Source organism: Vibrio crassostreae (genome assembly GCF_024347415.1).
In the GTDB taxonomy this organism is placed as follows: Bacteria; Pseudomonadota; Gammaproteobacteria; order Enterobacterales; family Vibrionaceae; genus Vibrio; species Vibrio crassostreae.
The window spans coordinates 227,894-253,494 of the sequence record NZ_AP025476.1; the positions used below are offsets into that span (position 1 = coordinate 227,894).

A 25,601-nucleotide genomic window follows, 5' to 3' on the forward strand; every position below is an offset into this window, starting at 1 on the left:
ATCAAAATATAAAGATAATTAAACATTAGATAGTGAGAATTTACTGATGTTAGCAACAATAGCTAGGGATACAGCTTACTCCTTTTTAAGCTCAATTGTCCTGAAAATAACAATATTTATACTGACCATTTTTATAGCAAGAGAACTTGGTGCAAATGAATTTGGGAAGTATGGCATCGCAATTTCCACTTCTAACATGATTTTGATTTTTGCATCAATGGGATTAGGTGTTACATCAATTAAATTCATAACATCTTCATTAGATAACCATCAAAATTTATCAAAAAATACTAGTGTGATTGAATTTCTTTCAGTTATTACTTCAATATTACTATGTTTGTTAACGATTATTTTTAGCACTCAGATTGCGACTGTTTTTTTTAAAGATGTGACACTTGTTGATATTATTGTAATGTCTGCATTCCTTATGTTAACGAACTCTTTGATTGGTATTCGGACATCAATGTTACAAGCGATATCTAAGTTCAATATTGTTTTCTATACTAATTTAGCTGCGTCACTACTATTATTGTTTGGTATAGGGTCATTAATTATTCTAGGTTTAGAGTCTGTAAAAAACTTTTTATATTTAATGATTACTATCCAAGTTATAGATTATTTATCAAAGAGTATAATATACTACAGATGGTATCTAAGTCATGGTAATAATATCATAAGGTTTGATTGTTCCGATTTAATTCCGATCCTCAAATTTAGCATCCCTTCTATGTTAAACGGTATTTGTTTCATGCCTGTTTTTTGGTATACAAAGACATTATTAGTTCAAAGTTCCGGAGACTTAACCAATCTAGGTTTGTTTGATGCTGCTTATCAGTGGTTAACTATAGTAATGATTGCGACAGGTGCGATAAGTACTGTAGCTTTACCATCAATGATAAAATATAAGAGGAAAAATCAATTTAAAAAAGTTTATTCTATTTTTTTAACCTTGAGTATAACTATTCCACTTGTGATTTCACTAGTTGCTCCATTTTTTGGCTCGCATATTGAAAATTTATATGGAGACTCCTTTTCTGGTTTGTCTGAAATGGTAAATATTTGTTTGTATATTTCAATTTTTTATTCTGCTTGGAGCATCATGAGTAAAGTTTCAACAATTGAAGGTAAACAATGGACAGTCTTCTCATGTAATGTAGTATGGTCAGTGATTATGCTGCTAATTACTCCCTATCTCATTGATATGTATAATGCAAAAGGATTGCTGCTATCCATATTGTTTAGCTGGGTTTTTGTTTTTGTCTTGTACACCATACACAATATCATTTACTTCAAAAGGGTTGAGTTCTATGAAATATGATATGGTATTTATAAGTAGGAGCTTAACATATGAAAGTCTAAATTCTGGTGGTTCTAGTTCTAGTAATAAATTTGAATCTGGCGTTATTAATGAAATTAATAAAGTGAGAAGTGTTGCTGTAATTAATATATCTAAAAAAAATGAAGGTGAGGTAGGGGATGATTACTTTCATTTCAGTAATTACATGTCATTTTTATTTTACTGGGTAAAAAATCATGGTGTTAAGTCAACGGTGTTTGTTTCTACAGGATACCACTTAAACCTGATAGCTACATTACTTATACTTAAGGCTCTTGGTGGTTCATCATTTTCATACATTTATGATACACATAAGTCGAGTATAATTACTGGAAAGTTTAAAAAATTATTTTTTAACTTTTACTATGGTCTTGGTTTCTATTTTGCTAGGTTTATTGACGGATGGTTAGTAATTAACAATAAATTTTACTCTCAATGGAATAACAAAATCGATTGTTTATTGACAAAGGTTGGGGTTGATAATGTTTACCCAAATATAGCTACCCAAAAAAAAACAAATCTAGATTGTAGAAAGACAATCATAATGGTCGGTACTTTGAATCACGAAAACGGATTTGGTCATATTCTAGAACTATTTAGGGAGGATACTTATGACTTCGATCTGATCGTGATAGGATATGGAGATTTAGAAAACGAAATTTCTGAATTATCAAGAAACCATGGTAATATAAGATTTTTTAGAAGAATGGAGAATTCACAAGTAATTGATCAAGTCAAAAATGCATATTGCTGTTTACATTTAAGAGATCCAGATTCTGTTTCTTGTAGCTTTGCTTTCCCATCCAAATTGATTGAATACTTAAATTATGGTAATAGAGTTGCTTCCAATGACTTTCCTGGTTTAAATGATGATTACAGAGATTGTTTGGAGTTGCTGGATGACTTTAGCACTAATGCCCTTCAATCATACTTTGATAATTTAAAGATAGAGCGTGATATTTGTTTTGAAAAAAGGATTAAGTTAGTTTCTAGCCATAAATGGGAAGTTTTGGTTAATGAGATTTTGATATTTGTTGAGAGTAAATAATGAAGATTGTTTTCTGGCTTAATTCATTCAGCCCACATTTAGCTGGAATGATTAGTACTTTATCATTGAACCATAATATTGTGGTTATAACTCCAAGTTCATTGCCTGCAAGAAGAAGAAAAATGGGGTGGACTCCACCAGACTTTGGGGAAGCTACAGTTTTACATTATGAGAATATAGATGATTTCTCCACTTTATATGGTTTTGCTTCTATCCATATTTTTTCAGGCCTTTTTACCTATAAAAATACCAAGCGTCATTTTTATAAGATATATCAAGACGAAAGTAAACGTATATTTACGATGATGGAATTACCTTCACTATCCGGACTAAAAGGTGCTTTGAGGTATATTAAATATAAATTACTTGTTTCAAGATTTAAAGGTATATCTGGTTATATTTCTTTTGGATCAAAAAAATTTTTAGAGAGATTAGGTGTTTCTAGTAATAAAATACTGGATTTCTTGTATTTGAGTGACTTTACACCTGCTACATCTCTTAATAAGGAAAAAGAAATAGTATTCATTGGTCAGATTGACAAGAATAAAAATGTTTTATCTTTAGTTGAGTCATTTATTCGCTCGAATACTAATGGATATTCTTTGAAAATAATTGGCAATGTCGTGGATGAAGAAATTTTAAATGAGATTAATTCCACTAAACATTTAGCTGATATTGAAATAATCGGTTCTGTTAAGTCAAAACATATTCCTAATTACCTAGCATCTGCCGAGCTTCTTGTCCTCCCAAGTTATCATGATGGTTGGGGTGTTGTAGTTAATGAAGCTTTATTATCATCATGTAAAGTTGTATTATCAAGTTCTTGTGGCTCTAATGGTTATTTCTCGAGTTTAAATTCTGTTTTTTCATTTAACCCATTCCATCAGGGCGATCTTGATAATGTACTTTCTCTTGCATTAGATTATAAATTGATGGACATAGACTTTGAAAAAGCTAATAAAATGATTGACAAGGATAGCATGTGTGGAAAATTAGTTGAATTTTTAAGGTATAGGAAGTGAACTACTTATTGAAATACCCATTACAGTTTTTGTTCTTATTTGTTTTCACATTAAATTTATTCAACCCTTTGATTTTTTCATTATCACTTCCATTTTATTTTTTTGTGCCTTTTTTGTTGGCGTTATTTATAGTGAAAGGGTTGTTTTCAGATAGGGTGATGATTTCTAATTTCTTATTTTTGGTTTTATTATCATCTTTGTTTTTTACACCGTCTGTTATTTTTAGTGAGCACTCAGATGTTTCGTTGTTTAAGTTTTTGAGCTTTTTTTTGACGCTAACTTGCATTTACAACATATATAAGAATTGTGATTTCGATTGTTTTAGATTTATCCTGAATTTATTTAGAATTGCAATTTTACTTTCGATGGTTATTTTTGTTGTAGGTCTTGGATATCCTAGGAATGATACCGGCTTTAGCGGTTTTCTAAACCATCCTCAAGCTTTTGGTATTTTTCTTTCTGTTTATATATCAATAGAAGCTTTTTTTTATAAAAAGCTTGATGTCAATTTTAATGTTACCCAGTTATTTTTTGTTTCGATATCTGTTGTTATGCTAATAATGACGGAATCCAGAACGGGTTTTTTTTCCCTTTTTATTTCTTTGCCTTTACTTTTAGAGCTTAATCCGAGGCGCATTTTTAGCTCTAAAAAAAGCATTCTGATCTTGATGTTAGCGATCGTGCTTTTAGTTGTTTTTTCAAATTCTGTTATTTCTATTATTGATAACATTGTGTCAAAAAGTGGTCGGTCAAGTGGTGATTTAATTGAGTCGTTGGAACAGTCCAGATTATACCTGGCTCAAGCTTCCATGTGTGATTTTAATAATTCGCCATTATGGGGGACTGGATTTCAAATTAGTACTGGTGTTTGTGGTCTAAAACCAATGCAAGTCGAGTATGCATTTGGATTACCGATATCTGCTCCAGTTGAGAAGGGTGTCTTTTTCTCTGCTCTTATTGGTGAATCTGGGTTATTGGGTGTTTTGGGTTTTATTATTATAATCGGTTATTTGGTTTTTATTTGTATTAGGAATAATAATTATAGTGCTACTGGAGTTATTTCTCTTTGTTTGCTTACTAATTTAGGAGAGTCTACATTGTTTTCTTTAGGTGGTATAGGCGGATTAATTTGGGCTTCAATAGTATTGGTGACATTTTATAAGAATGATGTAGTGGATTGAAAATGGTAAATGTAATTATCTCAAGTAAGTATAACTATCCTGCGTACAAAGCTGGCGGCCCAATACAAAGCGTATTTAATATGATCGACATGCTCAAAGGAAACGCAAACTTTAAGTTTAAAGTTCTTTCAAGCAATGAGGACATTGATGGGACTATAATATCTAATGAAGTTTTTTCCCTTTTTGGTAAAAGTGAGTTCTACTATAGTCGTGGAATTATAAGATACACTTTTAAACTTCTATCCCAATCTAGAAAATCAAAAGTACTGTATCTAAACAGTTTGTTCGATCCTGTATACACTCTTATTCCTTTATTACTTTTTAAAGCGGGCTTGATCTCACCTGAAAAGGTAATAGTTGCTCCTAGAGGGCAGTTATATAGCGAGGCAATTTCTAAAGGGTATAGTAAAAAAAAACTATACCTTAGAATTCTTAAAAAAATAGGTGTTTTTAACAGTGTTCATTTTCATGCTACCTCAATTGATGAAGTTGAACAGATTAGAAAAGAAAATTTTTCTGAAAAAACAGAAGTTTCTTTTATTGAAAATGTTCCAGATTACTCTCTATTGGGCAAGGCCATAGTTAATAATAAAATGGCTCATAAAATTAATATAACATATGCTGCTCGTGTCGTTCCTCATAAAAACTTACTGTTCGCCCTAAAAACGATAAAATTATCGGGCTGTTGTAATGTTCATATTGATGCGTATGGTGCAATTGAGGATGCTGCTTACTACAGTGAGTGTGTTAATTTTTCTCAAAAAAACAATATATCTATAAGTTTTAAAGGTCCCAAAGATCGTCCAGAATTAATGGAAGCTGTTGCGTCTTCAGATTTGTTCTTTTTGCCAACTAAAAGTGAAAATTTTGGTCATTCAATTTTTGAGTCACTTTCACTAGGAGTTCCTGTTTTAATTTCAAATAATACCCCATTTAAAATGTTAGTTGATCATGACGCTGGCTTTGATATCTCTTTGGAATCTATATCTGATTTTGTTGATGCGATAAAATTTTACTACTCTTTAGATGGTGATAAATACCAGAAATATGCAGATTCTGCAAAGTCATATATTTTTGAAAATAATTTCAGTAAAATTGAAAAATTAAAATTAAATTATTCTAAATTGTTTGCAACAGAGGAAGGAAATGTTTAAAGATAAAGTGTTATTAATTACTGGTGGTACAGGATCATTTGGTAATGCTGTACTAAACCGTTTTTTGGAAACAGATATCAAAGAAATTCGTATTTTCTCACGCGATGAGAAAAAACAAGATGACATGCGTAAAAAATACAATTCACCAAAGTTGAAGTTTTATATCGGTGATGTACGAGATTATAACTCCATTCTATCGGCTACACGTGGTGTTGACTTTGTTTTCCATGCTGCAGCTCTGAAACAAGTACCTTCGTGTGAGTTCCATCCAATGGAAGCTGTAAAGACAAATGTTCTAGGTACTGAAAACGTGTTAGAAGCGTGTATTGCAAACGAAGTGTCGCGAGTTGTCTGTTTGAGTACAGATAAAGCGGTTTACCCAATAAATGCTATGGGTATTTCAAAAGCGATGATGGAAAAAGTCATTGTTGCTAAATCGCGTAATGTTGATCCTAACAAGACAGTTATATCGGCAACGCGTTACGGCAATGTCATGGCATCTCGTGGTTCGGTTATTCCGCTGTTTTTGCGTCAAATTATAAATGGTGATGCAATCACAATTACAGACCCGAATATGACACGTTTTATGATGACATTGAATGATGCTGTCGATCTTGTATTGCATGCATTTACACATGGTATTAATGGCGACATCTTCGTGCAAAAAGCGCCTGCTGCAACTATTGATGTTTTAGTGCAGGCTTTAAAAACCATAACGTCTAAACCCGCACATGAAGTCAATGTGATAGGCACTCGTCATGGTGAAAAACTGTATGAAGCATTGTGTAGCCGTGAAGAGATGTTTGTTGCTGAAGACCAAGGGGGGTACTACCGAATCCCTTCAGACAACAGAGATTTAAACTATTCACAATACGTTGAAGAGGGAGAACAAGACTTAAGCGTTATTGAAGATTACAACTCTCATAATACCGATCGTTTAGATGTAGCGGGCATGATTAAGTTACTTCATAAGTTGGATTTTATTGCTGATATAGCAGCTGGCAGTCTTAACGTGCCTGAAGGTGTGTAATGAGAATTTTAGTTACAGGCGCAAAAGGCTTTATTGGCAAAAACTTGTGTTTTCAATTAGAAGAGCAAGGTTTTACAGATATTGTTAAAATTGACCGAGACCATTCACTTCAAAAGTTAGACAATGCATTAGAAACAGCAGATTTCATTTATCATTTGGCTGGGGTCAATCGCCCTAAAAGTGACGATGAATTCAAACAAGGCAATACTGGCCTAACTTCGCATATTGTAACCAAGCTAAACGAGCTTAACAAAGCTACACCCATTCTTCTTACTTCTTCTATACAAGCTGAGCAATCGAACCCATACGGTGTTAGTAAGGCTCAGGCCGAAGATGTTGTAAAAGAGTATGGTTTAAAGTCTCAAGCAAAAGTTTATATCTATCGTTTGCCAAATGTCTTTGGTAAGTGGTGTCGACCAAATTACAACTCAATGGTCGCTACTTTTTGCCATAATATAGCCAATGATCTACCGTTAACGATCAACGACCCTGCCGCAAAAGTTAACTTAGTTTATATAGATACAGTTTGCGAACATTTCATTCATCATCTGAATCATGATGAGAAGTCAGGTGAGCAATCAATTAAGCCAATCTACCCAACAACGGTTGGTGAAGTTGCTAACGCACTTGAGTCATTTAAAAAAAGTAAATCTTCTTTAATAACGGAAAATGTAGGTTCTGGCTTCTTACGAGCACTTTATTCGACCTACATTAGTTACTATTCCCCAGAACAGTTCTCATATACGGTTCCTGCTTATACAGATCCTCGTGGTTCTTTTTGTGAGCTTTTGAAAACTAAAGATGCTGGGCAGTTCTCTTTCTTTACTGCTCATCCGGGTATCACGCGTGGCGGGCATTATCATCATTCAAAAAATGAGAAATTCTTGGTTATTAAGGGGCAAGCAAGATTTCGATTTGAACATATCTCAACTGGTGAATGCTACGAGTTAGATGTTACGGGGGATGATTACCGAGTAGTGGAAACCGTGCCTGGTTGGACACATGATGTGACAAATATAGGCGACTTGGAACTAATCGTAATGCTATGGGCCAACGAAATTTTTGATCGAGATAAACCAGACACTTTTGCAAAGCCGCTGTAGGAATAAAAATGAAAAAACTAAAAGTAATGTCAGTGGTCGGTACTCGACCTGAAATCATTCGATTATCTAGAGTGTTAGCTAAATTGGATGAACACTGTGACCATGTTCTTGTCCATACTGGTCAAAATTACGACTTCGAGCTCAACGAAGTCTTTTTTAGTGATTTGGGCGTACGTAAACCGGATTATTTCTTAAGTGCTGCAGGTAAAAATGCAGCAGAGACTATCGGGCAAGTGATCATCAAGGTGGATCAAGCATTAGAAGAGATCCAGCCAGATGCAATGTTAGTATTGGGTGATACTAATTCTTGCTTGTCTGCTATACCCGCAAAACGTCGTAAAGTACCCATTTTTCATATGGAAGCAGGCAATCGCTGTTTTGATCAACGTGTACCAGAAGAAACTAACCGTCGTATTGTTGATCACACCGCCGATATCAACCTAACTTACAGCTCGATTGCGCGAGATTACTTACTGGCGGAAGGTCTACCTGCTGATCGTGTGATTAAAACAGGCAGTCCAATGTTTGAGGTATTAAGTCACTATATGCCTCAAATTGATGGCTCAGATGTATTATCTCGTTTGGGAATTGAAAAGGGACAATTTTTTGTGGTGAGCGCTCACCGTGAAGAAAACGTAGATTCTCCGAAACAGCTGGCAAAACTAGCTGAAACTTTGAATAAAGTTGCAGAGAAGTATGACTTACCAGTTATCGTATCAACTCACCCGAGAACTCGTAACCGAATTGAAGCGCAGGGCGTAGAATTTCATCCTAACATCCAGTTATTAAAGCCTCTGGGTTTCCACGATTACAACCACCTTCAAAAGAATGCTAAGGCGGTGCTGTCTGACAGTGGAACCATAAATGAAGAATCATCCATTATGAACTTTCCAGCACTAAACCTTCGTGAGGCTCATGAGCGCCCAGAGGGAATGGAAGAGGCTTCGGTCATGATGGTTGGTCTAGATGTCGAGCGTGTAATGCAAGCGCTGCAAATTTTAGAGACTCAGCCAAGTGGTAATGAGCGACTATTACGCCCAGTATACGATTACAGCATGCCGAATGTATCTGACAAAATGGTGAGAATCATTCACTCGTATACGGATTACGTAAAGCGAGTCGTTTGGAAAGAGTATTAAGTGAGTTAACTCGTGAGGTTAACTCACGAGTTACAAGATAGAGTCATATATGAAAATTCTTTTGTTAACTCAATGGTTTGACCCAGAACCTACCTTTAAAGGTCTTCTTTTTGCTCAAGCTCTACGTGATGAGGGCCATGAGGTTGAAGTGCTTACTGGCTTCCCGAATTATCCTGGCGGTAAAGTTTACGATGGCTATAAAATTAACTTTTACCAAAAAGAGGTTATGGATGGGATAACTATCCATCGAGCACCTTTGTATCCAAGCCACGATGGCTCTGCAGCTAAACGAATTTTAAATTATATGTCATTCGCGATTAGTACTTTTCTTGTAGGACTGATAAAAACTAGAAATATAGATGTTATTTATAGTTATCACCCTCCTTTAACAACATCCTTGTCAGCTTGTTTATTGGGATTTTGTAAAAGGGCTCCTTTTATTGTCGATGTACAGGACTTATGGCCTGATACATTATCTGCGACAGGGATGATTAGTAACAGAAAAGTTCTTAACATAGTCGGAAAAGTTTGTGACTTCGTATATAAGAGAGCATCTAAAGTTGTTGTCTTATCACCGGGTTTCAAAAAAAGAATAGTGTCTAGGGGGGTTCCCGCTAAAAAGGTAGAAGTTATTTATAACTGGTGTAACGAGCCTGCTTTAAGTAATTTTGAACAAACGGAAGTTAAGTTGCCTGATAATGGGAATTTAAATTTGTTATTTGCTGGCAATCTTGGTTTTGCTCAAGGGCTCCCTTCGATTATTCAAGCTGCGAATATATTACAAAGTAAAAATGTTGGCGTAAATATTGTACTTCTGGGTGATGGTGTTGCTAAACAGTCAGCAGTAGAAAGCGCTGAAGAAATGAACTTAAGTAACGTACATTTCTTACCAAGGGTTTCTATGCAACAAGTTGGTTCGCTGCTTTCTGAGGCGGATATGCTTCTGGTGCATTTAAACAAAAATGAATTATTCGAAATCACAGTGCCATCGAGAACCCAAGCAAACATGGCAATGGGTAAACCCATTGTTATGGGAGTTGCGGGTGACGCTTCTGATTTAATTAATAAAGCTAAAGCTGGTGTTTCTTGTCAACCTGATAATCCGGAATCTTTAGCTGAAGCCGTAATGCATGTCTGTTCTTTAACGGAGTTGGAAAGGTTAAGCTTAGGTGAAGCTGGTAAAGAGTATTACGAACAACATCTTTCTCTGAAGCAAGGTGTTAATAAGTTTATCTCGATTTTTGAGGACGTTAAGTGAAAAGAATTTTTGACTTTATTGTATCTTTAACGGCTTTAATTGTATTTTTGCCTATCATTGCCTTCGTTGCTTGGAAGATTCGCAAAAATCTTGGATCTCCCGTTTTATTTCGCCAAACGCGTCCTGGTTTAAACGGAAAACCATTTGAAATGGTGAAGTTTCGAAGTATGAAAGATGCTGTTGATGCTAATGGCAACCCACTACCTGATGACGAGCGCATGACGCCGTTTGGTGACAAGTTACGTTCAAGCAGCCTCGATGAGTTACCGGGCCTTTGGAACGTTTTGAAGGGTGATATGAGTTTAGTCGGCCCTCGTCCTTTATTAGTGCAATATCTTCCCCTTTATAACAAAGAGCAAGCTCGCCGCCATGACGTTCGTCCTGGGATAACGGGATGGGCGCAAATTAACGGGCGCAATGCAATCAGTTGGGAAGAGAAGTTCGCATTAGACGTTTGGTATGTCGATAACCGAACCCTTTGGCTAGATATTAAAATTCTTTTCTTAACGGTAAAAAAAGTCTTTGTAAAAGAGGGCATATCAGCAGAAGGGCATGTCACCATAGAACCTTTTATGGGCTCATCGCATCAAGGTAATAATCAATAATGAAAAGCTGCGCTATTTTAGGTGCGAGTGGGCATGGAAAAGTAATCGCCGAGATAGCTGAACTTAACGGCTATCAGAATATTGTGTTTTTTGATGACAGTTGGCCAAGCTTAAAATCCGTTGAGCATTGGTCTGTGTCTGGTGATACAAGTACGCTTCTTTCTAACGTGAAAGAGTATGACCTGACTGTTGTCGCGATTGGTCACAATGCGACTCGCTGTTCCAAACAGCGTGAATTGACTTCTGCGGGAGCGAACTTTGGTGTGCTTGTTCACCCAAGTGCAGTAATTAGCAAGTACGCCAATATTGGCAAAGGTTCGGTTGTTATGGCGAATGCGGTCGTGAACCCCTTTAGTCATATTGGTGTGAGCTGCATTATTAATACTGGCTCCACTGTTGATCACGACTGCAAGCTCGCTGAAGGTGTCCACATTAGTCCGGGTGTTAACTTAGCTGGTGGCGTTGAAGTTGGCAAAAACACTTGGATAGGAATCGGTAGCCAAGTTAAACAGCTTGTTGTTATTGGGTGTGATTCAGTCGTTGGTGCTGGTTCAACGGTTATCAATAATATTCCAAATTTTAAAACCGTCGTGGGCTCTCCAGCTCATGAGCTTATCAAATCATAAAAATTAAAACTGATTAGGTGACATCGTGCTTAATACATCATTTTCCCCATGGCCTTCGTTTACTCAAGAAGAAGCGGACGCCGTAAGTAAGGTTGTACTTTCAAATAAAGTAAACTACTGGACGGGTCAAGAAGGTCGTGAGTTTGAAAAAGAGTTTGCGGCTTGGGTTGGCTGTGAATATGCAGTGGCTCTGGGTAACGGTACGCTAGCGTTAGATGTTGCATTAAAAGCATTTGGGGTTGCTCAGGGTGATGAAGTGATCACCACATCTCGCACTTTCTTAGCATCAGCTTCGTCTATTGTAACGGCTGGTGCGACGCCTGTTTTTGCGGATGTTGATCTGAATAGTCAAAACATCACGGCTGAATCGATACAAGCGGTACTTACACCAAAAACTAAAGTCGTGATTGTTGTTCACCTTGCGGGTATGCCAGCCGAGATGGATGCCATTATGGCGCTTTCTGAACAGCATGGCTTTAAGGTTATTGAAGATTGTGCTCAAGCACACGGTGCGAAGTATAAAGGTCGTAGTGTCGGTACGATTGGTCATATTGGTGCTTGGTCCTTCTGCCAAGACAAGATCATGACCACGGGCGGCGAAGGCGGCATGGTAACCACTAACGACAAAGATCTATGGTCGTTTATGTGGTCTTATAAAGATCACGGTAAAAGCTTTGATGCTATTTACAACCGCGAGCACCCACCGGGCTTCCGTTGGCTTCATGAAAGCTTTGGTACCAACTGGCGCATGACAGAAATGCAAGCCGTTATTGGGCGTATCCAAATTCAACGCATGGCTGAGTGGACGCACAAGCGTCAAGCGAATGCTGCTGTGATTGAAGCGGCTATTGCTGATCTTGCTATTATTCGTAGTGTGGATATTCCTGAATACATTGAGCATGCAGAATATAAACATTATATGTTTATTCGCCCTGAACATTTAAAGCCAGGTTGGACTCGCGATAAAATTGTTGATGCGATTGTTGAACACGGTGTACCCGCATATCAAGGCAGTTGTTCTGAGGTTTACCGAGAAAAAGCATTTGATGGCACAAGCTTCAGGCCAGAAACACCATTAAAGAATGCGGTTGAGCTAGGTGAAACCAGCTTAATGTTTTTAGTGCACCCAACCTTAACGCAGGATGAGATCGACAAAACGGCTGAAGTGCTGCGTGCAATTTTACTTGAAGCACAAGCTTAACCATCCTCATAAGTAATAAAGAGCTTTTTCTTTAAGCACCTTTGGTCTCAACATTATTGGCTTATTGGCTTATTGGCTTATTGGCTTATTGCTGAATGTTCAATATATGAGATGCCCGTTAGCTTAAGCTCGTTTTTAAGCTTTCACCAACCCCCCAATAGCTTAAAGTTGTCGAACTGTTGGGGTTTTTATATTAATAACAAATTAAAGCGCGAATTAAATGTTCGGGTTATCTTTTGCAAGTTCTCTTTGCGAATTTAAATAATGTTCAACACATCCACTCATGCAGTTTTTGTGGTTTATTAAATACTCATAAATAAGAATAACTTTATGCAACGTCTAAACTTCATATGGTACCTTTCTCGTTTTAAAAAGCGGGTTATCAGTGTTTCTATTGATGCTTTACTCATTATATTCTCTCTGCACATTGCGTTGTGGACAAGGCTAGGTGATTTCCAATTTTTGAATGATGGCGATAATTTATTACTGACAGGCTTAACAGTAATAATGACGGTGCTTATTTTTACTAAATTAGGGCTTTATCGCGCAGTACTTAGGTATCTCACCTTTCAAGCGCTGTTTGTGGTAACGGCAGGCGCAATATTGTCGGCAATCTCTTTGGCTCTGTTTGCGTATTACCTGCAAGAACCAGTCCCTCGTACGGTGCCTATTATTTACGGTGCTTATTTAGCTTTGTTATGTGGCGGCTCTCGTTTGGTGGTTCGCAATCTTGTCGCGACGACATCGAAAGATTCACGTCAAGAAGTATTAATTTACGGTGCGGGCTCAGGCGGCCGACAATTGGCTGTCGCGTTAAGAGCGTCTGAAAACTATCGAGTACGCGCGTTCATTGATGAAGATAAAACGCTCACCAATACGATGATTTTGGGTTTGCCCGTTATTGTATTAGACAAAGCGGAAAGGTTGATTGAGAAGCACGATGTTTCTAAAATCTTGCTCGCGATCCCAAGCGCTTCTCGCGCTCGCCGTAAGCAAGTATTGGATTTGCTGGCGCAGCTGCCCGTTGAGATTCAAACCGTTCCTGAAATGGCGGATATTGTGTCAGGTAAAGCAAAGATTGATGAGCTTACCGATGTACCTATTGAAGATTTGCTCGGTCGTGATGCGGTTGCGCCTCAGCAGGTTCTGATGGAAGCCAATATCAAAGGAAAAGTGGTGATGGTGACCGGTGCTGGCGGCTCTATTGGTTCTGAACTTTGTCGTCAAATCCTTAAACAACAACCTAAAACATTAGTGCTGTTTGAAGTCTCTGAGTTTGGCTTATACCAAATTGATCGTGAGCTTTCTTTAGTTAAAGAAACCAAAGGTTACGATGTTGAAATCGTGCCTCTACTAGGCTCGGTGCAGCGTTCGCATCGCTTGTTAACCTCAATGCAATCTTTTGGTGTGCAGACGGTTTATCATGCTGCGGCTTATAAACACGTTCCTCTTGTCGAGTACAACGTTGTCGAAGGTGTGCGTAATAATGTTTACGGCACTTACTATACCGCCAAAGCCGCTATTGAAGCGGGTGTTGAATCCTTTGTGCTTATCTCGACAGATAAAGCGGTACGCCCAACTAACGTGATGGGTACCACCAAGCGTATGGCGGAATTAGGCCTGCAAGCTTTGGCTGAGCAAGAGAACCAAAAAGAGCACGGTACACGTTTCTGTATGGTCCGTTTTGGTAATGTACTTGGCTCGTCTGGTTCGGTCATTCCTTTGTTTAAAAGGCAGATTAAAGCCGGTGGCCCACTCACTGTGACTCACCGTGATATTACCCGTTTCTTTATGACCATTCCTGAAGCGGCGCAGCTAGTGATTCAGGCGGGCGCTATGGGTAAAGGCGGTGATGTTTTCGTTCTTGATATGGGGGAATCGGTTAAAATCACAGACTTGGCTGAAAACTTGATTAACCTTTCTGGCCTGTCGGTTAAGAATGAAGAAAACCCTCATGGTGATATTGAAATCCAATTCTCAGGCCTGCGTCCTGGTGAAAAGCTGTATGAAGAGTTATTGATTGGTGATAATGTCGCCCCAACCGCTCATGAGCGAATCATGACCGCGCAAGAAGTGTTCTTACCGATTAATGAATATGACACGCTACTTGAATCTTTGGATTTTGCTTGTCATAACCTACAACATGATACGATTCGCCAGCTTCTTCTCGATGCACCAACCGGGTTTAAGCCGACAGATGGGGTAGGGGATTTGGTTTGGAATGCTGCTCAGAACCAAGAAGAGCTCCTTCTAGAGCCTAGAGCCTAGAGCCTAGAGCCGATATTGGGTTCGGGTATGTGAATTATGACTTTCTGTTAGCGTGTTTTTTACACAATTATTTCGAGGATGTTCTGTTTATTGTCCATAATTACTATGAGCTTTAATAGCGATATGAGGCAGTAATCATGATAATAGATATTTCATCTAATCAAGAAATTGAAGAAAGTTTGGATCAAATATTGTGGGATGATTTTAGCTTTCAATATGTTACCAACAAAACCACAGTGATAGAGCAACCAGCGGTGCATGATCTAAAGTCACAGGACGATGATGAAGAGCATGACACTGAAATTAATCTTCTAAACTGAAGAGCCGTGAGGCTACCGTTGTTGCGCTTTTTCAATATGGATGGTGGGGATATAAGTGTTCATATCCCTACTTTACTCCCTCCTAAAATGACGCTTTTTTTCACATTCGATCATCCTACCTGCGCCCTTTCTTGATCTTCCACTACAGTTTTGACTGTAAACTGTAGTAAAATTACGCTAATTTGTTTTTATACCGATTTATTTTGAATTGAACGAGGTCAGTCCTATGTCAGCTAAGAAGCCAATGGCTCTAGTGATCCTTGACGGTTACGGTTACCGTGAAGACAACCAAGACAACGCTATCGCGAACGCTAAAACACCAGTATTAGACGGTCTTATTGCTAACCAACCTAACACGCTAATCTCGGCTTCTGGCTTAGATGTAGGCCTACCTGATGGTCAAATGGGTAACTCAGAAGTGGGTCACACCAACATCGGTGCGGGTCGCGTGGTATACCAAGATCTTACTCGTATCACTAAGTCAATTTCAGACGGCGAGTTCGGCCAAACTGAAACGCTAGTGAATGCTATCGATAAAGCGGTGAAAGCTGATAAAGCGGTTCACATCATGGGCCTTATGTCTCCAGGTGGCGTTCACTCTCATGAAGATCACATCTACGCGGCTGTTGAAATGGCAGCAGAGCGTGGTGCAGAGAAAATCTACCTACACGCTTTCCTAGACGGTCGTGATACGCCGCCACGTAGCGCAGAAAACACATTGGCACGTTTCCAAGAGCTATTCGCTAAGCTAGGTAAAGGCCGTGTGGCTTCGCTTATTGGTCGTTACTACGCAATGGACCGTGATAACAACTGGGATCGCGTTCAAGAATCTTACGACCTACTGACTCAAGCAAAAGCTGAGTTCACATTCGACACAGCAGTAGCTGGCCTAGAAGCGGCTTACGCTCGTGACGAAAACGATGAGTTCGTTAAAGCGACTGAAATCAAAGCAGAAGGCGAAGAGTCTGCCGCTATCGTTGATGGCGATGCGGTTATCTTCATGAACTACCGTGCCGACCGTGCTCGTGAAATCACGCGTGCATTCGTTCCTGATTTCGACGGCTTTGCTCGTAACGTATTCCCAGCGATCGACTTTGTGATGCTGACTCAATACGCTGCAGACATCCCACTTCTTTGTGCATTCCCACCGGCTTCTCTAGAGAACACCTACGGTGAGTGGCTATCGAAAGAAGGCAAAACGCAGCTACGCATCTCTGAAACAGAGAAATACGCGCACGTGACGTTCTTCTTCAACGGCGGTAAAGAAGACGAGTTCGAAGGCGAAGAGCGTCAGCTTGTTGCTTCTCCAAAAGTAGCTACGTACGACCTACAGCCAGAAATGAGCGCACCAGAGCTCACTGAAAAGCTTGTTGCAGCAATCAAAGGCGGCAAATACGACGCTATCGTTTGTAACTTCCCTAACTGTGACATGGTTGGCCACACTGGCGTTTACGATGCAGCGGTTAAAGCGGTAGAGTCGCTAGACGAATGTCTTGGTAAAGTAGTTGAAGCAATCAAAGAAGCTGATGGCCAACTGCTTATCACCGCAGACCACGGTAACGCGGAAATGATGGTAAACCCAGAAACGGGCGGCATCCACACGGCGCACACTAACCTACCAGTGCCACTTATCTACGTAGGCAACAAAGACGTTGAGTTCAAAGAAGGCGGTAAGCTGTCTGACCTTGCACCAACGATGCTTTCTCTGTCTGGTATTGATATCCCAGCTGAAATGTCAGGTGACGTGATCGTTAAGTAGTTAGTAGTTAAATAATGGTTTGGCTCAGCGGTTCACGTTGAGCTTTAACGATTTTGAAAGCCCGCACTTTAAAGTGCGGGCTTTTTTATAGATGCGAGATACGAGTAAACGAGTAGCGAAGAGCTTTAAGGGCAGATTCGGGATTCGGGATTCGGGTAATCGAGATGCGAAGAGCTTAAGAGCAGATGAGGGATACGGGGGAATAGAGATTCGCAGAGCTAAACGCTATTTGTAGAGTATGCAGTGTTGAATGAGCAGTTGTTCTAAGTTTTGTTTTTGCAATGCGATCACATCTACAATTACTCTCGTTTCTTTCGGATGAGCTGTCGGTAACGTTCGGTAGATAATACGAAAACTATCGAGGTGAAATTCGCGAAAGTTTTTCACTCCGAGTTCTAGTAGAGAAGGGGCAATGTTTGCAGCATGAGGGTTATCAGAGACTAAGGCTTCAAATCGGTCGAGAAGAGCTTCTATGCGTTCAATGACAGACTCTTCACTCGAATAATCACTTAAGTAATTAATTAAAGCATCAAGTAATTGTTCAAAGGTGTCTGTGTACTCGATGGTGGTCATATTATTGAACCGATTGTTTACGCTTTGCCAGTTTATCTCGAATCTGAGAGCTGGAGTTTACTCGGCCATATTTTTCATCATCAATAGAAAACGACAATAGTTTCATTAGCGCTATAGCTTCATCTCTACGCTTTCGATCTTCATAAGATTCAATCGTATAAGCGGGTTTACCATTTTGAGTAATGGTCATAGGCTCCGATAAATCGAGGTTAGCCGCGTGCTTTTTTAAGTAACTTATCGTTTCAGTGGACATTATCATTATCTCTTAATGTGGAAGTTTAAATGTAGACTATATTTAGTCTGATGACAACGGCACTTCTTGATGGTGAACTTTTATATTATCGATCTAGCGTGATAAGGCTTATTGCGTTCTATCTATAACCGAACGCTCAAAGTCGAGTAACCACTCTTTGCGGTTCATGCCACCGGTGTAGCCAGTTAATGTCCCATTTGCACCAATCACTCGGTGACATGGGACTACGATGCTAAACGGGTTCTTGCCGTTCGCACCACCCACAGCTCTTACTGCTTTTGGGTTATTCATTCTTTTCGCTTGTTCACCGTAACTAATGGTTTCGCCATAAGGAATAGAAGTGAGAGCCCGCCAAGCCGATTTTTGAAAGTCCGTGCCTTTTGTCGCTCTCAATGGCAAATCAAATTCAGTTCGTTGACCTGCGAAGTACTCATCTAACTGTTTCGCTGCCAGTTGGCAAAGGTCATCTGGATTGCTAATCATTAGCTCTTCATGATTGATATGGTCAATTTCAATAATCGACACACCATTGCTCACAATGATCATTTTGCCTATCGGTGCGTCATAAAGCATTTTGTAAGTGGTGTCTTCCATGTCATCTTCCTTTTTTTAGTCTTTTTCTGCTCTCAAGCTCTTATATCTTTTCGCATCTCGATTACTCGCATCCCGTATCTGCTTTCCCCCTAACACGAAGTGCAAAGCAATACCCCGAAATTCCACCCATTATGTTTCCTAAAGCTAGGCCTATAAACAGCCCTTCGACGCCATCGATTTGGCTACCTACCCAAGCGAACGGCAAGGTAAATACAAACAGACGCATGAAGCTCCATTGAAAGGCTTTGAGTGGTTGGTGCATCGCATTCATGGCACTGATCAGCATCATTACAATGCCTTGGAATCCATAGCTAAACGGGACAACTAACAGGTAATGCCACAAGATGCCTCGTACGGATTCTTCTTGAGAAAAGAGGGCAGCCAAAGGGATGCTCAATGGCACCATCATTAAGAAAATCAAACCCTGAAATAGCACAGCAAAACGCATGCTTAAGAACAGGGCTTTGAAACTGCGCTGTGGATTATTAGCACCAAAGTTTTGCGCCATAAAAGGCGTGAGAGCAGAGGTTAAAGACATCAATACGATGATCAGAATCGATTCAATACGTTGGGCAGCTCCGTAAGCCGCCACTGCTTCGGTCCCTTGGTTGGCTAGCATCATCATAATAATGGCACCAGCAAGTGGATTTAGCGCATTGGAAAGAGCGGCGGGTGTGCCGATGGTTAAGATCTGTTTCCAGTCACTGATGATGCTTTTTGGTTTGGGCGGAGCAAGTAGCTTTTCTCGTATGGTTAACACATAAAGTGAGCCACATAAAGCACCAAACCAACTGAATCCGCTAGCAATGGCTGCACCTTGAATTCCTAGTTCAGGAAAAGGCCCGTAACCGAAGATCAGCAGCGGGTCGAGAATGCCGTTAATCAGGCCGGCCAGCATCATGATCTTAGCGGGGGTTTTTGTATCACCACTCGCTCGTATTGCGCTATTACCTGCCATTGGAATAACAAGTAGTGGAATAGCTAAATACCAGACCGTCATATATTCAGAGATTAGTGGTAGTAACTCTGGTTCTGCCCCCAATAAGGCGAACATGGGTTCAAGCGTTACAAGCCCCAGAGTTGATGCAAAACCAACAAGCAACACCGCAAGCAGCAAACCGTGACAAGTAAAGCGAGCCGCATTTTGCGCGCAACCTTGACCAAGCAAGCGTCCAATACACGTTGATAAGCCAATGCCTATACCCATGGTAATGCAGTTGATGGCAAAGGTGACAGGGAAGGTGAAGCTCACCGCAGCAAGGGCTTGGGTACCCAGTAATGAGATAAAGAAAGTATCGACAAGGTTAAACATCAAGATCGCCACCATACCGAATATGGTCGGTATGGTCATAGTGCGCAGAGTGTCTGCTATCGGGGCTGTAAGAAGCCCGTGTTTATCTTGCATGTAAAACGCCAGCTGAAACGAAAGGAGTAGGATAAACAGATGTGGCTTGGAAAGAAAGAAAAGCAGATGCGAGATGCGGGTAAACGAGTATCGAAGAGCTAAAAGCGGAAAAAGAGATGCAGCCTTCTTTTGTTTTATCCCTGACAGTTACACAGGATTATTCGCAGGGGCGTTTTTGCTTTTCGTATCTCGCATCCCGTTTACTCGTATCTGCTCTCAAGTCTATTCGCATCCCGTATCTGCCCCTTAGATCACAATTTTTCCCTTTCACCCCTTGGGATCTTTCACATCGCCCCAACATACTCTTTAACCCCATGCCAATCGTGGCAACTATCAAATTAAATGGAAATTATCAGGAGATCTGACCGATGAATATCCGTCCTCTACACGACCGAGTTATCGTTGAGCGCCAAGAAGTTGAATCTAAATCTGCTGGTGGCATCGTTCTAACTGGTTCTGCCGCTGAAAAATCAACTCGCGGTGTAATTCTAGCTGTTGGCAAAGGCCGCATTCTAGAAAACGGTTCAGTACAACCATTGGACGTTAAAGTTGGCGACACTGTTATCTTCGCTGAAGGCTACGGCACTAAATCTGAAAAAATCGACGGCAAAGAAGTTCTGATCATGTCTGAAAACGACATCATGGCAATCGTTGAGTAATCCGACCCATAAAACTGAACTGACTGAATAAAGAATTTAAAGGAAATAAAGATGGCTGCTAAAGACGTTAAATTTGGTAACGACGCACGTATTAAAATGCTAGAAGGTGTAAACGTTCTGGCTGACGCGGTAAAAGTAACGCTAGGTCCTAAAGGCCGTAACGTTGTTCTAGACAAATCATTTGGCGCACCAACGATCACTAAAGATGGTGTTTCTGTAGCACGTGAAATCGAACTTGAAGACAAGTTCCAAAACATGGGCGCACAAATGGTTAAAGAAGTGGCTTCGCAAGCGAATGACGCAGCAGGCGACGGTACCACTACAGCAACAGTTCTTGCACAAGCAATCATCACTGAAGGCCTAAAAGCCGTAGCTGCTGGCATGAACCCAATGGATCTTAAGCGCGGCATCGACAAAGCGGTTATCGCAGCAGTTGAAGAGCTTAAAGGCCTTTCTGTTCCATGTTCTGATACTAAAGCTATCGCTCAAGTAGGTACTATCTCTGCGAACTCGGATTCGACAGTAGGTAACATCATTGCTGAAGCGATGGAAAAAGTAGGTCGTGATGGCGTAATCACGGTTGAAGAAGGTCAGGCTCTGCAAGACGAGCTAGACGTAGTTGAAGGCATGCAGTTCGACCGCGGTTACCTGTCTCCTTACTTCATCAACAACCAAGAAGCGGGTTCTGTTGATCTAGAAAGCCCATTCATTCTTCTTATCGACAAGAAAGTTTCGAACATCCGTGAACTTCTTCCGACTCTAGAAGCAGTTGCTAAGGCATCTCGTCCACTTCTTATCATCGCTGAAGATGTAGAAGGCGAAGCGCTTGCAACTCTCGTTGTGAACAACATGCGTGGCATCGTTAAAGTGGCTGCGGTTAAAGCACCTGGTTTCGGTGACCGTCGTAAGTCTATGCTTCAAGATATCGCTATCCTAACGGGTGGCACGGTTATCTCTGAAGAGATTGGCCTAGACCTTGAGAAAGTAACGCTAGAAGACCTAGGTCAAGCTAAGCGTATTACTATCACTAAAGAAAACTCGACTATCATCGATGGTGCGGGCGATGAAGTGATGATCCAAGGTCGCGTTTCTCAAATCCGTCAACAAATCGAAGATGCAACGTCAGACTACGACAAAGAGAAACTTCAAGAGCGCGTAGCGAAACTAGCTGGCGGTGTTGCTGTAATCAAAGTTGGCGCTGCGACTGAAGTTGAGATGAAAGAGAAGAAAGACCGCGTAGAAGATGCACTTCACGCAACTCGCGCTGCAGTTGAAGAAGGTGTGGTTGCTGGTGGTGGTGTTGCACTTATCCGCGCTGCATCTAAAGTTGCTAGCCTTGAAGGCGACAACGAAGAGCAAAACGTAGGTATCCGTGTTGCACTACGTGCGATGGAAGCACCGATTCGTCAAATCACTAAGAACGCAGGCGATGAAGAGTCTGTGGTTGCTAACAACGTTCGTGCTGGCGAAGGTAACTACGGTTACAACGCGGCGACTGGCGAATACGGCGACATGATTGCTATGGGTATCCTAGATCCAACTAAGGTGACTCGTTCTGCACTTCAGTTCGCAGCATCAGTTGCTGGTCTTATGATCACAACAGAAGCGATGGTGACAGACAAGCCTCAAGATTCAGCTCCTGCAATGCCTGATATGGGCGGCATGGGCGGTATGGGTGGCATGGGCGGTATGATGTAATCATCCCTCGCTATTCATAGTGAAATTGAAAACGGAGGCTTCGGTCTCCGTTTTTTTTGCTCGTTATAATTGGATTCGTCGTTAAACTGAGATTCCAGATACTTCGTTCCTCTGTTCTGGAATGACGGTAGTTATTGATTTGAGACATTTATCCATCGTCATTCCCTACAGCGAGGCACGAGCGTGATAGGGAATCTTTACACCTTCAAATAGAAACACGGGCCTAGATCGCTACTCTTACCTCTCATCCGCTCTTATTCAACCATTGCTCTTTTTGATTTACCGTCTTATATTCAACAGTACAGTTATGACATTGATCTAACATGGATAGCTGTTGAATAAAGGATAATAAATGCTTGATTGAAAATGGATTAATCAAGTCAACAATAAGTCAGTGGAGACTCCCCAATGAAAAAACTACTTTCAGTACTTGCTGTGTCGGCAGCAGTAATGGCACCAGCGGCATTCGCTTCTTCGCCTGTTATGTTTTCAACGATCAACGGCTTCAACGCACCTGATTCAGATGCGGTTGGCGGTGTACGTTTAGCTCTGCTTCACGGACAAGTAAACGACCTTAAAGGTGTTGATCTTGCGGTTGTTGGTATGTCTGAGACGCAAACGACTACAGGTGTGAACCTGGGTATCTTCGGTGCATCAAAAGTGAATCAAGAAATGACCGGCGCATCTCTAGGTTTCTTCAACTGGAACACAGGTAAAACAACGGGTGTTAACCTTGGTGCAGTGAACATTACCAATGATGTAAAAGGCGCGAACGTGAGTTTCGTCAACTACTCAGAAGGTAACACTATGGTTGATGTTGGCGCTGCGAACCTTTCAGAAGTGTCGACGGTTCAGGTTGGTATCTTCAACAAAACCAACAAAATCGAAGGTGTACAAGTTGGCCTGATCAACTGTGCTGATAACGGTTTCTTCCCGTGCTTCCCGATTGTCAACTTTGCTAAATAAAGCGGTCGTTTAGCCTTTAGTTCTACTATTGGCGAGCGATGTTTAGTTGGCGTATTAGCTTTTATTTAGCGCATTAGCGTTTAAAAGCTAAGCCTATCAACGCCTAAACCCTTGTTTAGGCGTTATTACATTCAATTCCACAACCAAGATAAACTTCTCAAACCACCTGATAAGCATATTGTTTTATATTTTCTATTGCAGTATTTTTACTTATAAGTACAATGTGCGATAAATTTCCAGTGATGATTTATATGCTTTGATTAACCACCATACCATCGATTTTAAAAAGGCTTTTTTAAGTCTGACCGCCAGTTTTTTAGTAGTTTTGAGCTTGTTGCTCGTTGATTCAGCGGAAGAATCAGATAAACAGTATGGAATCGAAAACCAAGGCGTGACACGCTCTTTAGCGGAGCTCACACAGATCATAAATGCGCTTGAGTACAACATCACTGCGCTTTATCCACTGCATGGGGATACCTACGTATTCTCGCATGACAAAAAGATTGAAGGTGAGACGTGCTACTTCACTAGTGAGGAGCAACATGCCCCTCGTTTTGATTTTATGTTCTCTGGCCCTCGCGAGATGTGTAACCCGAAATCGGACCTTTATACCGAAGCGGGTAAGCGTTTGTTTATTGCGCCTACCATGGCCTATTTCGCCAATACCATTGATACCATCTCAGCGATCTACTTCATCTCGAAAGAGAAGTTTATTATCTCTTCCCCCTCTGATATTGCCCAATATATGAAAGGTGATACGTTCGACTCTGTCGTAAATAGCCGACCATATTGGATCAATACGGTTCGCTTTGGCCTATCGCAAGGCAAAGACCAAGTGGTGTATACCGGCCAATACGATGATTATCTGACAGGTCAAAAAGTGGTGACCTTAACCAAAGGGATCTACGTTAATGGTGAGTTTAAAGGGGTATTGGGTGTCGATGGCTATGTCTCTAACCTAGTATCAAACCCTACCCATGGCTATAAAGTCACAAGTACGCGAGGCGCAAACAAATACGGCTTTATGGACTTTACCTATTCTAAGCCTCTGTATGTTGATGACATTAACACGCAGCTATATCTGAGTATTGAAGAAGATAAGAGCGAGCACTTTCTGCATGTATTGGAGATGGAGAAGATTCAGCTTTCGATACTGTTGGTTTTGTATCTGCTCTCGGTTTTATGGCTATGGCGTTTTTATACAAGGCAAGAGCACCAGCGTTTAAATGCCCTAGCAATGTGCGACCCATTAACGGGCTTGCTGAATCGACGTGGCTTTGAAACTCGATTACTGGCGCAGGATGAGGAGCCGATTATTGGTGTTGGCGTGTTTGATATTGATGATTTCAAAGTCGTTAATGATCAGCATGGTCATAAAGTGGGGGACGAGGTGATTTGCCATGTTGCTCAGTTGATGCTGAACAGCGTTAGACAGCAAGATATCGTGGCTCGATTTGGTGGCGAAGAGTTTGTTGTCGCGATTACGGGTGAATCATCAGAGTTGCTTTCATCGATCTTTGAGCGAATTCAAAACGACATTAGCCTACAGAGTTATCGATGCCCAACGGGTGACAAGATAAATATCTCTGTCTCTGGTGGTGCGACGCTCTACTCCTTGTACAAATTCGACAGTGTCGGGCATTTGTGGGAAAACCAGAGTATTCGTGCTTGCGACGATCAGCTCTATAAGGCAAAGGCTGCGGGCAAGAACCAGGTGTGTATTCAGGTGTATTAAGCGCTTTCGTAAAAACTTAAAGCCTAGTCGTGTGACTAGGCTTCTTTTTTGTCTCTAAGCAATTGTCTCTAAGAAATTGCACCTAAGATTAGGATTATTTTTTCGCGCGACCTTTTCTCATCCACTTTTGGTGAACACCGCGGCGTAGGCTTTGGAAGCTGTTTTCCACTTTATCGACACCAAGCAGAATCACCAGCGCCATTAGCGTGATAATGACCGATTGCGAAAGGTGACCAAGTGCGATCATCATACCTAATGCAGCGAGTACCCATATAATCGCGGCTGACGTGACACCATGAATCTTGCCATCCAATGTCATCATTACCCCAGCGCCAAGGAAACCCACCCCAGTAATTATCTGCCCAAGCACACGAGCTTGATCGAGCGTATTGGGGGAAAGGCTAATCGCCATGGTGAGGAAGAAGTAGGTGCCGCTGATGATCAGAATCGATGTCCTGATCCCTACCGGTTTACCGCGTGTTTGTCGTTCGATGCCGATTAACGAACCACACAGCATGCATACTGCAAGGCCTGCCCAGCTAAAGGGGGCAAGGTTGAGAGTTTGTTCTATAAGTTGTGTCATATCACCCCTCCTAAAAATTTAGAATAGAGCCGAGTATGCTAATAATAGACCGGACGATCGAACAAAAACTTTTTGTCTTAACGAT

At 40.7% G+C, this 25,601-nt stretch carries 24 protein-coding genes; 19 read left to right on the forward strand and 5 right to left on the reverse strand.

Annotated elements, in window-relative coordinates; translation table 11 throughout:
* The first annotated feature begins 46 nt into the window (after positions 1 to 46).
* The 15 genes from OC193_RS01060 (at position 47) to gpmM (ending at position 17,050) form a co-directional block, all read left to right on the forward strand.
* Positions 47 to 1,318 (forward strand): oligosaccharide flippase family protein, encoded by a 1,272-nt coding sequence (locus tag OC193_RS01060; protein WP_048663187.1) that lies wholly within the window; start codon positions 47 to 49, stop codon positions 1,316 to 1,318.
* Positions 1,308 to 2,384, forward strand: a complete 1,077-nt coding sequence (locus OC193_RS01065; protein WP_048663189.1) for a glycosyltransferase — start codon at positions 1,308 to 1,310, stop codon at positions 2,382 to 2,384. Before OC193_RS01060 ends, OC193_RS01065 begins: the two co-directional genes overlap by 11 nt.
* Positions 2,384 to 3,406, forward strand: coding sequence for a glycosyltransferase (locus OC193_RS01070; protein WP_048663191.1), 1,023 nt, complete (start codon positions 2,384 to 2,386; stop codon positions 3,404 to 3,406). Before OC193_RS01065 ends, OC193_RS01070 begins: the two co-directional genes overlap by 1 nt.
* The gene (locus OC193_RS01075) at positions 3,403 to 4,587 is read left to right on the forward strand and encodes an O-antigen ligase family protein (RefSeq protein ID WP_080967385.1); all 1,185 of its coding nucleotides are present in this window, start codon (positions 3,403 to 3,405) and stop codon (positions 4,585 to 4,587) included. Before OC193_RS01070 ends, OC193_RS01075 begins: the two co-directional genes overlap by 4 nt.
* A 2-nt stretch (positions 4,588 to 4,589) precedes the next feature.
* The gene (locus tag OC193_RS01080) at positions 4,590 to 5,741 is read left to right on the forward strand and encodes a glycosyltransferase family 4 protein (protein WP_048663195.1); all 1,152 of its coding nucleotides are present in this window, start codon (positions 4,590 to 4,592) and stop codon (positions 5,739 to 5,741) included.
* Entirely contained in the window at positions 5,734 to 6,771 is a 1,038-nt protein-coding gene (locus OC193_RS01085) for a polysaccharide biosynthesis protein (RefSeq protein ID WP_048663196.1), read from the forward strand. Before OC193_RS01080 ends, OC193_RS01085 begins: the two co-directional genes overlap by 8 nt.
* Positions 6,771 to 7,874: a UDP-2-acetamido-2,6-beta-L-arabino-hexul-4-ose reductase gene (wbjC, locus tag OC193_RS01090; RefSeq protein WP_048663197.1), complete on the forward strand. Its 1,104-nt coding sequence runs from the start codon at positions 6,771 to 6,773 to the stop codon at positions 7,872 to 7,874. Before OC193_RS01085 ends, wbjC begins: the two co-directional genes overlap by 1 nt.
* 8 nt (positions 7,875 to 7,882) lie before the next feature.
* Complete coding sequence (gene wecB / locus OC193_RS01095) at positions 7,883 to 9,013, forward strand: non-hydrolyzing UDP-N-acetylglucosamine 2-epimerase (RefSeq protein ID WP_048663198.1); 1,131 nt, start codon at positions 7,883 to 7,885, stop codon at positions 9,011 to 9,013.
* A 49-nt stretch (positions 9,014 to 9,062) separates the two neighbouring features.
* The gene (locus tag OC193_RS01100) at positions 9,063 to 10,271 is read left to right on the forward strand and encodes a glycosyltransferase family 4 protein (RefSeq protein ID WP_048663199.1); all 1,209 of its coding nucleotides are present in this window, start codon (positions 9,063 to 9,065) and stop codon (positions 10,269 to 10,271) included.
* Entirely contained in the window at positions 10,268 to 10,876 is a 609-nt protein-coding gene (locus tag OC193_RS01105) for a sugar transferase (protein WP_048663200.1), read from the forward strand. Before OC193_RS01100 ends, OC193_RS01105 begins: the two co-directional genes overlap by 4 nt.
* A complete protein-coding gene (locus OC193_RS01110; protein WP_048663201.1) occupies positions 10,876 to 11,502 on the forward strand; it encodes an acetyltransferase in 627 nt (208 codons plus the stop codon). Before OC193_RS01105 ends, OC193_RS01110 begins: the two co-directional genes overlap by 1 nt.
* 25 nt (positions 11,503 to 11,527) lie before the next feature.
* Complete coding sequence (locus OC193_RS01115; RefSeq protein WP_048663202.1) at positions 11,528 to 12,703, forward strand: DegT/DnrJ/EryC1/StrS family aminotransferase; 1,176 nt, start codon at positions 11,528 to 11,530, stop codon at positions 12,701 to 12,703.
* 330 nt (positions 12,704 to 13,033) lie between these two features.
* A complete protein-coding gene (locus OC193_RS01120; RefSeq protein ID WP_048663203.1) occupies positions 13,034 to 14,971 on the forward strand; it encodes a polysaccharide biosynthesis protein in 1,938 nt (645 codons plus the stop codon).
* Between the two features lie 137 nt (positions 14,972 to 15,108).
* On the forward strand, positions 15,109 to 15,291 hold the full coding sequence (locus OC193_RS01125; RefSeq protein WP_017063154.1) for a hypothetical protein: 183 nt from the start codon (positions 15,109 to 15,111) through the stop codon (positions 15,289 to 15,291).
* 226 nt (positions 15,292 to 15,517) lie between these two features.
* Positions 15,518 to 17,050: a 2,3-bisphosphoglycerate-independent phosphoglycerate mutase gene (gene gpmM, locus OC193_RS01130; RefSeq protein ID WP_048663204.1), complete on the forward strand. Its 1,533-nt coding sequence runs from the start codon at positions 15,518 to 15,520 to the stop codon at positions 17,048 to 17,050.
* A gap of 225 nt (positions 17,051 to 17,275) precedes the next feature.
* Here the strand turns inward: gpmM and OC193_RS01135 are convergent, their stop codons facing one another.
* The 4 genes from OC193_RS01135 to OC193_RS01150 form a co-directional block, all read right to left on the reverse strand.
* Positions 17,276 to 17,623 carry a type II toxin-antitoxin system RelE/ParE family toxin gene (locus OC193_RS01135; protein ID WP_048663205.1) on the reverse strand — a complete coding sequence of 116 codons (348 nt, stop codon included), beginning with the start codon at positions 17,621 to 17,623 and terminating at the stop codon, positions 17,276 to 17,278.
* Between the two features lies 1 nt (position 17,624).
* Positions 17,625 to 17,876 (reverse strand): type II toxin-antitoxin system Phd/YefM family antitoxin, encoded by a 252-nt coding sequence (locus tag OC193_RS01140; RefSeq protein WP_048663206.1) that lies wholly within the window; start codon positions 17,874 to 17,876, stop codon positions 17,625 to 17,627.
* Between the two features lie 108 nt (positions 17,877 to 17,984).
* A complete protein-coding gene (locus OC193_RS01145; RefSeq protein ID WP_048663207.1) occupies positions 17,985 to 18,470 on the reverse strand; it encodes a methylated-DNA--[protein]-cysteine S-methyltransferase in 486 nt (161 codons plus the stop codon).
* Positions 18,471 to 18,531: 61 nt separating this feature from the next.
* Entirely contained in the window at positions 18,532 to 19,875 is a 1,344-nt protein-coding gene (locus OC193_RS01150) for an MATE family efflux transporter (protein ID WP_048663208.1), read from the reverse strand.
* 368 nt (positions 19,876 to 20,243) lie between these two features.
* On the opposite strand from OC193_RS01150, the gene OC193_RS01155 reads away from it, so the two are divergent.
* The 4 genes from OC193_RS01155 to OC193_RS01170 all read left to right on the forward strand — a co-directional run bounded on the left by OC193_RS01155 (position 20,244) and on the right by OC193_RS01170 (position 24,933).
* Positions 20,244 to 20,534: a co-chaperone GroES gene (locus tag OC193_RS01155; protein WP_004741353.1), complete on the forward strand. Its 291-nt coding sequence runs from the start codon at positions 20,244 to 20,246 to the stop codon at positions 20,532 to 20,534.
* 51 nt (positions 20,535 to 20,585) lie between these two features.
* On the forward strand, positions 20,586 to 22,232 hold the full coding sequence (gene groL / locus OC193_RS01160; RefSeq protein ID WP_048661396.1) for a chaperonin GroEL: 1,647 nt from the start codon (positions 20,586 to 20,588) through the stop codon (positions 22,230 to 22,232).
* Positions 22,233 to 22,640: 408 nt separating this feature from the next.
* Positions 22,641 to 23,198 (forward strand): VC2662 family protein, encoded by a 558-nt coding sequence (locus tag OC193_RS01165; RefSeq protein WP_017068001.1) that lies wholly within the window; start codon positions 22,641 to 22,643, stop codon positions 23,196 to 23,198.
* Between the two features lie 256 nt (positions 23,199 to 23,454).
* Entirely contained in the window at positions 23,455 to 24,933 is a 1,479-nt protein-coding gene (locus OC193_RS01170) for a sensor domain-containing diguanylate cyclase (RefSeq protein ID WP_048663209.1), read from the forward strand.
* Positions 24,934 to 25,027: 94 nt separating this feature from the next.
* Here the strand turns inward: OC193_RS01170 and OC193_RS01175 are convergent, their stop codons facing one another.
* Positions 25,028 to 25,516, reverse strand: coding sequence for an MgtC/SapB family protein (locus tag OC193_RS01175; protein ID WP_048661399.1), 489 nt, complete (start codon positions 25,514 to 25,516; stop codon positions 25,028 to 25,030).
* Between the last annotated feature and the right edge of the window lie 85 nt (positions 25,517 to 25,601).

What these genes read in the sequence shown, in the direction of transcription:
- OC193_RS01060 (WP_048663187.1), top strand. Translation starts at nt 47, where the DNA reads ATGTTAGCAACAATAGCTAGGGATACAGCTTACTCCTTTTTAAGCTCA.
- OC193_RS01065 (WP_048663189.1), top strand. Translation starts at nt 1,308, where the DNA reads ATGAAATATGATATGGTATTTATAAGTAGGAGCTTAACATATGAAAGT.
- OC193_RS01070 (WP_048663191.1), top strand. Translation starts at nt 2,384, where the DNA reads ATGAAGATTGTTTTCTGGCTTAATTCATTCAGCCCACATTTAGCTGGA.
- OC193_RS01080 (WP_048663195.1), top strand. Translation starts at nt 4,590, where the DNA reads ATGGTAAATGTAATTATCTCAAGTAAGTATAACTATCCTGCGTACAAA.
- OC193_RS01085 (WP_048663196.1), top strand. Translation starts at nt 5,734, where the DNA reads ATGTTTAAAGATAAAGTGTTATTAATTACTGGTGGTACAGGATCATTT.
- wbjC (WP_048663197.1), top strand. Translation starts at nt 6,771, where the DNA reads ATGAGAATTTTAGTTACAGGCGCAAAAGGCTTTATTGGCAAAAACTTG.
- wecB (WP_048663198.1), top strand. Translation starts at nt 7,883, where the DNA reads ATGAAAAAACTAAAAGTAATGTCAGTGGTCGGTACTCGACCTGAAATC.
- OC193_RS01100 (WP_048663199.1), top strand. Translation starts at nt 9,063, where the DNA reads ATGAAAATTCTTTTGTTAACTCAATGGTTTGACCCAGAACCTACCTTT.
- OC193_RS01110 (WP_048663201.1), top strand. Translation starts at nt 10,876, where the DNA reads ATGAAAAGCTGCGCTATTTTAGGTGCGAGTGGGCATGGAAAAGTAATC.
- OC193_RS01120 (WP_048663203.1), top strand. Translation starts at nt 13,034, where the DNA reads ATGCAACGTCTAAACTTCATATGGTACCTTTCTCGTTTTAAAAAGCGG.
- OC193_RS01125 (WP_017063154.1), top strand. Translation starts at nt 15,109, where the DNA reads ATGATAATAGATATTTCATCTAATCAAGAAATTGAAGAAAGTTTGGAT.
- gpmM (WP_048663204.1), top strand. Translation starts at nt 15,518, where the DNA reads ATGTCAGCTAAGAAGCCAATGGCTCTAGTGATCCTTGACGGTTACGGT.
- OC193_RS01135 (WP_048663205.1), bottom strand. Translation starts at nt 17,623, where the DNA reads ATGACCACCATCGAGTACACAGACACCTTTGAACAATTACTTGATGCT.
- OC193_RS01140 (WP_048663206.1), bottom strand. Translation starts at nt 17,876, where the DNA reads ATGTCCACTGAAACGATAAGTTACTTAAAAAAGCACGCGGCTAACCTC.
- OC193_RS01145 (WP_048663207.1), bottom strand. Translation starts at nt 18,470, where the DNA reads ATGGAAGACACCACTTACAAAATGCTTTATGACGCACCGATAGGCAAA.
- OC193_RS01150 (WP_048663208.1), bottom strand. Translation starts at nt 19,875, where the DNA reads ATGCAAGATAAACACGGGCTTCTTACAGCCCCGATAGCAGACACTCTG.
- OC193_RS01155 (WP_004741353.1), top strand. Translation starts at nt 20,244, where the DNA reads ATGAATATCCGTCCTCTACACGACCGAGTTATCGTTGAGCGCCAAGAA.
- groL (WP_048661396.1), top strand. Translation starts at nt 20,586, where the DNA reads ATGGCTGCTAAAGACGTTAAATTTGGTAACGACGCACGTATTAAAATG.
- OC193_RS01165 (WP_017068001.1), top strand. Translation starts at nt 22,641, where the DNA reads ATGAAAAAACTACTTTCAGTACTTGCTGTGTCGGCAGCAGTAATGGCA.
- OC193_RS01175 (WP_048661399.1), bottom strand. Translation starts at nt 25,516, where the DNA reads ATGACACAACTTATAGAACAAACTCTCAACCTTGCCCCCTTTAGCTGG.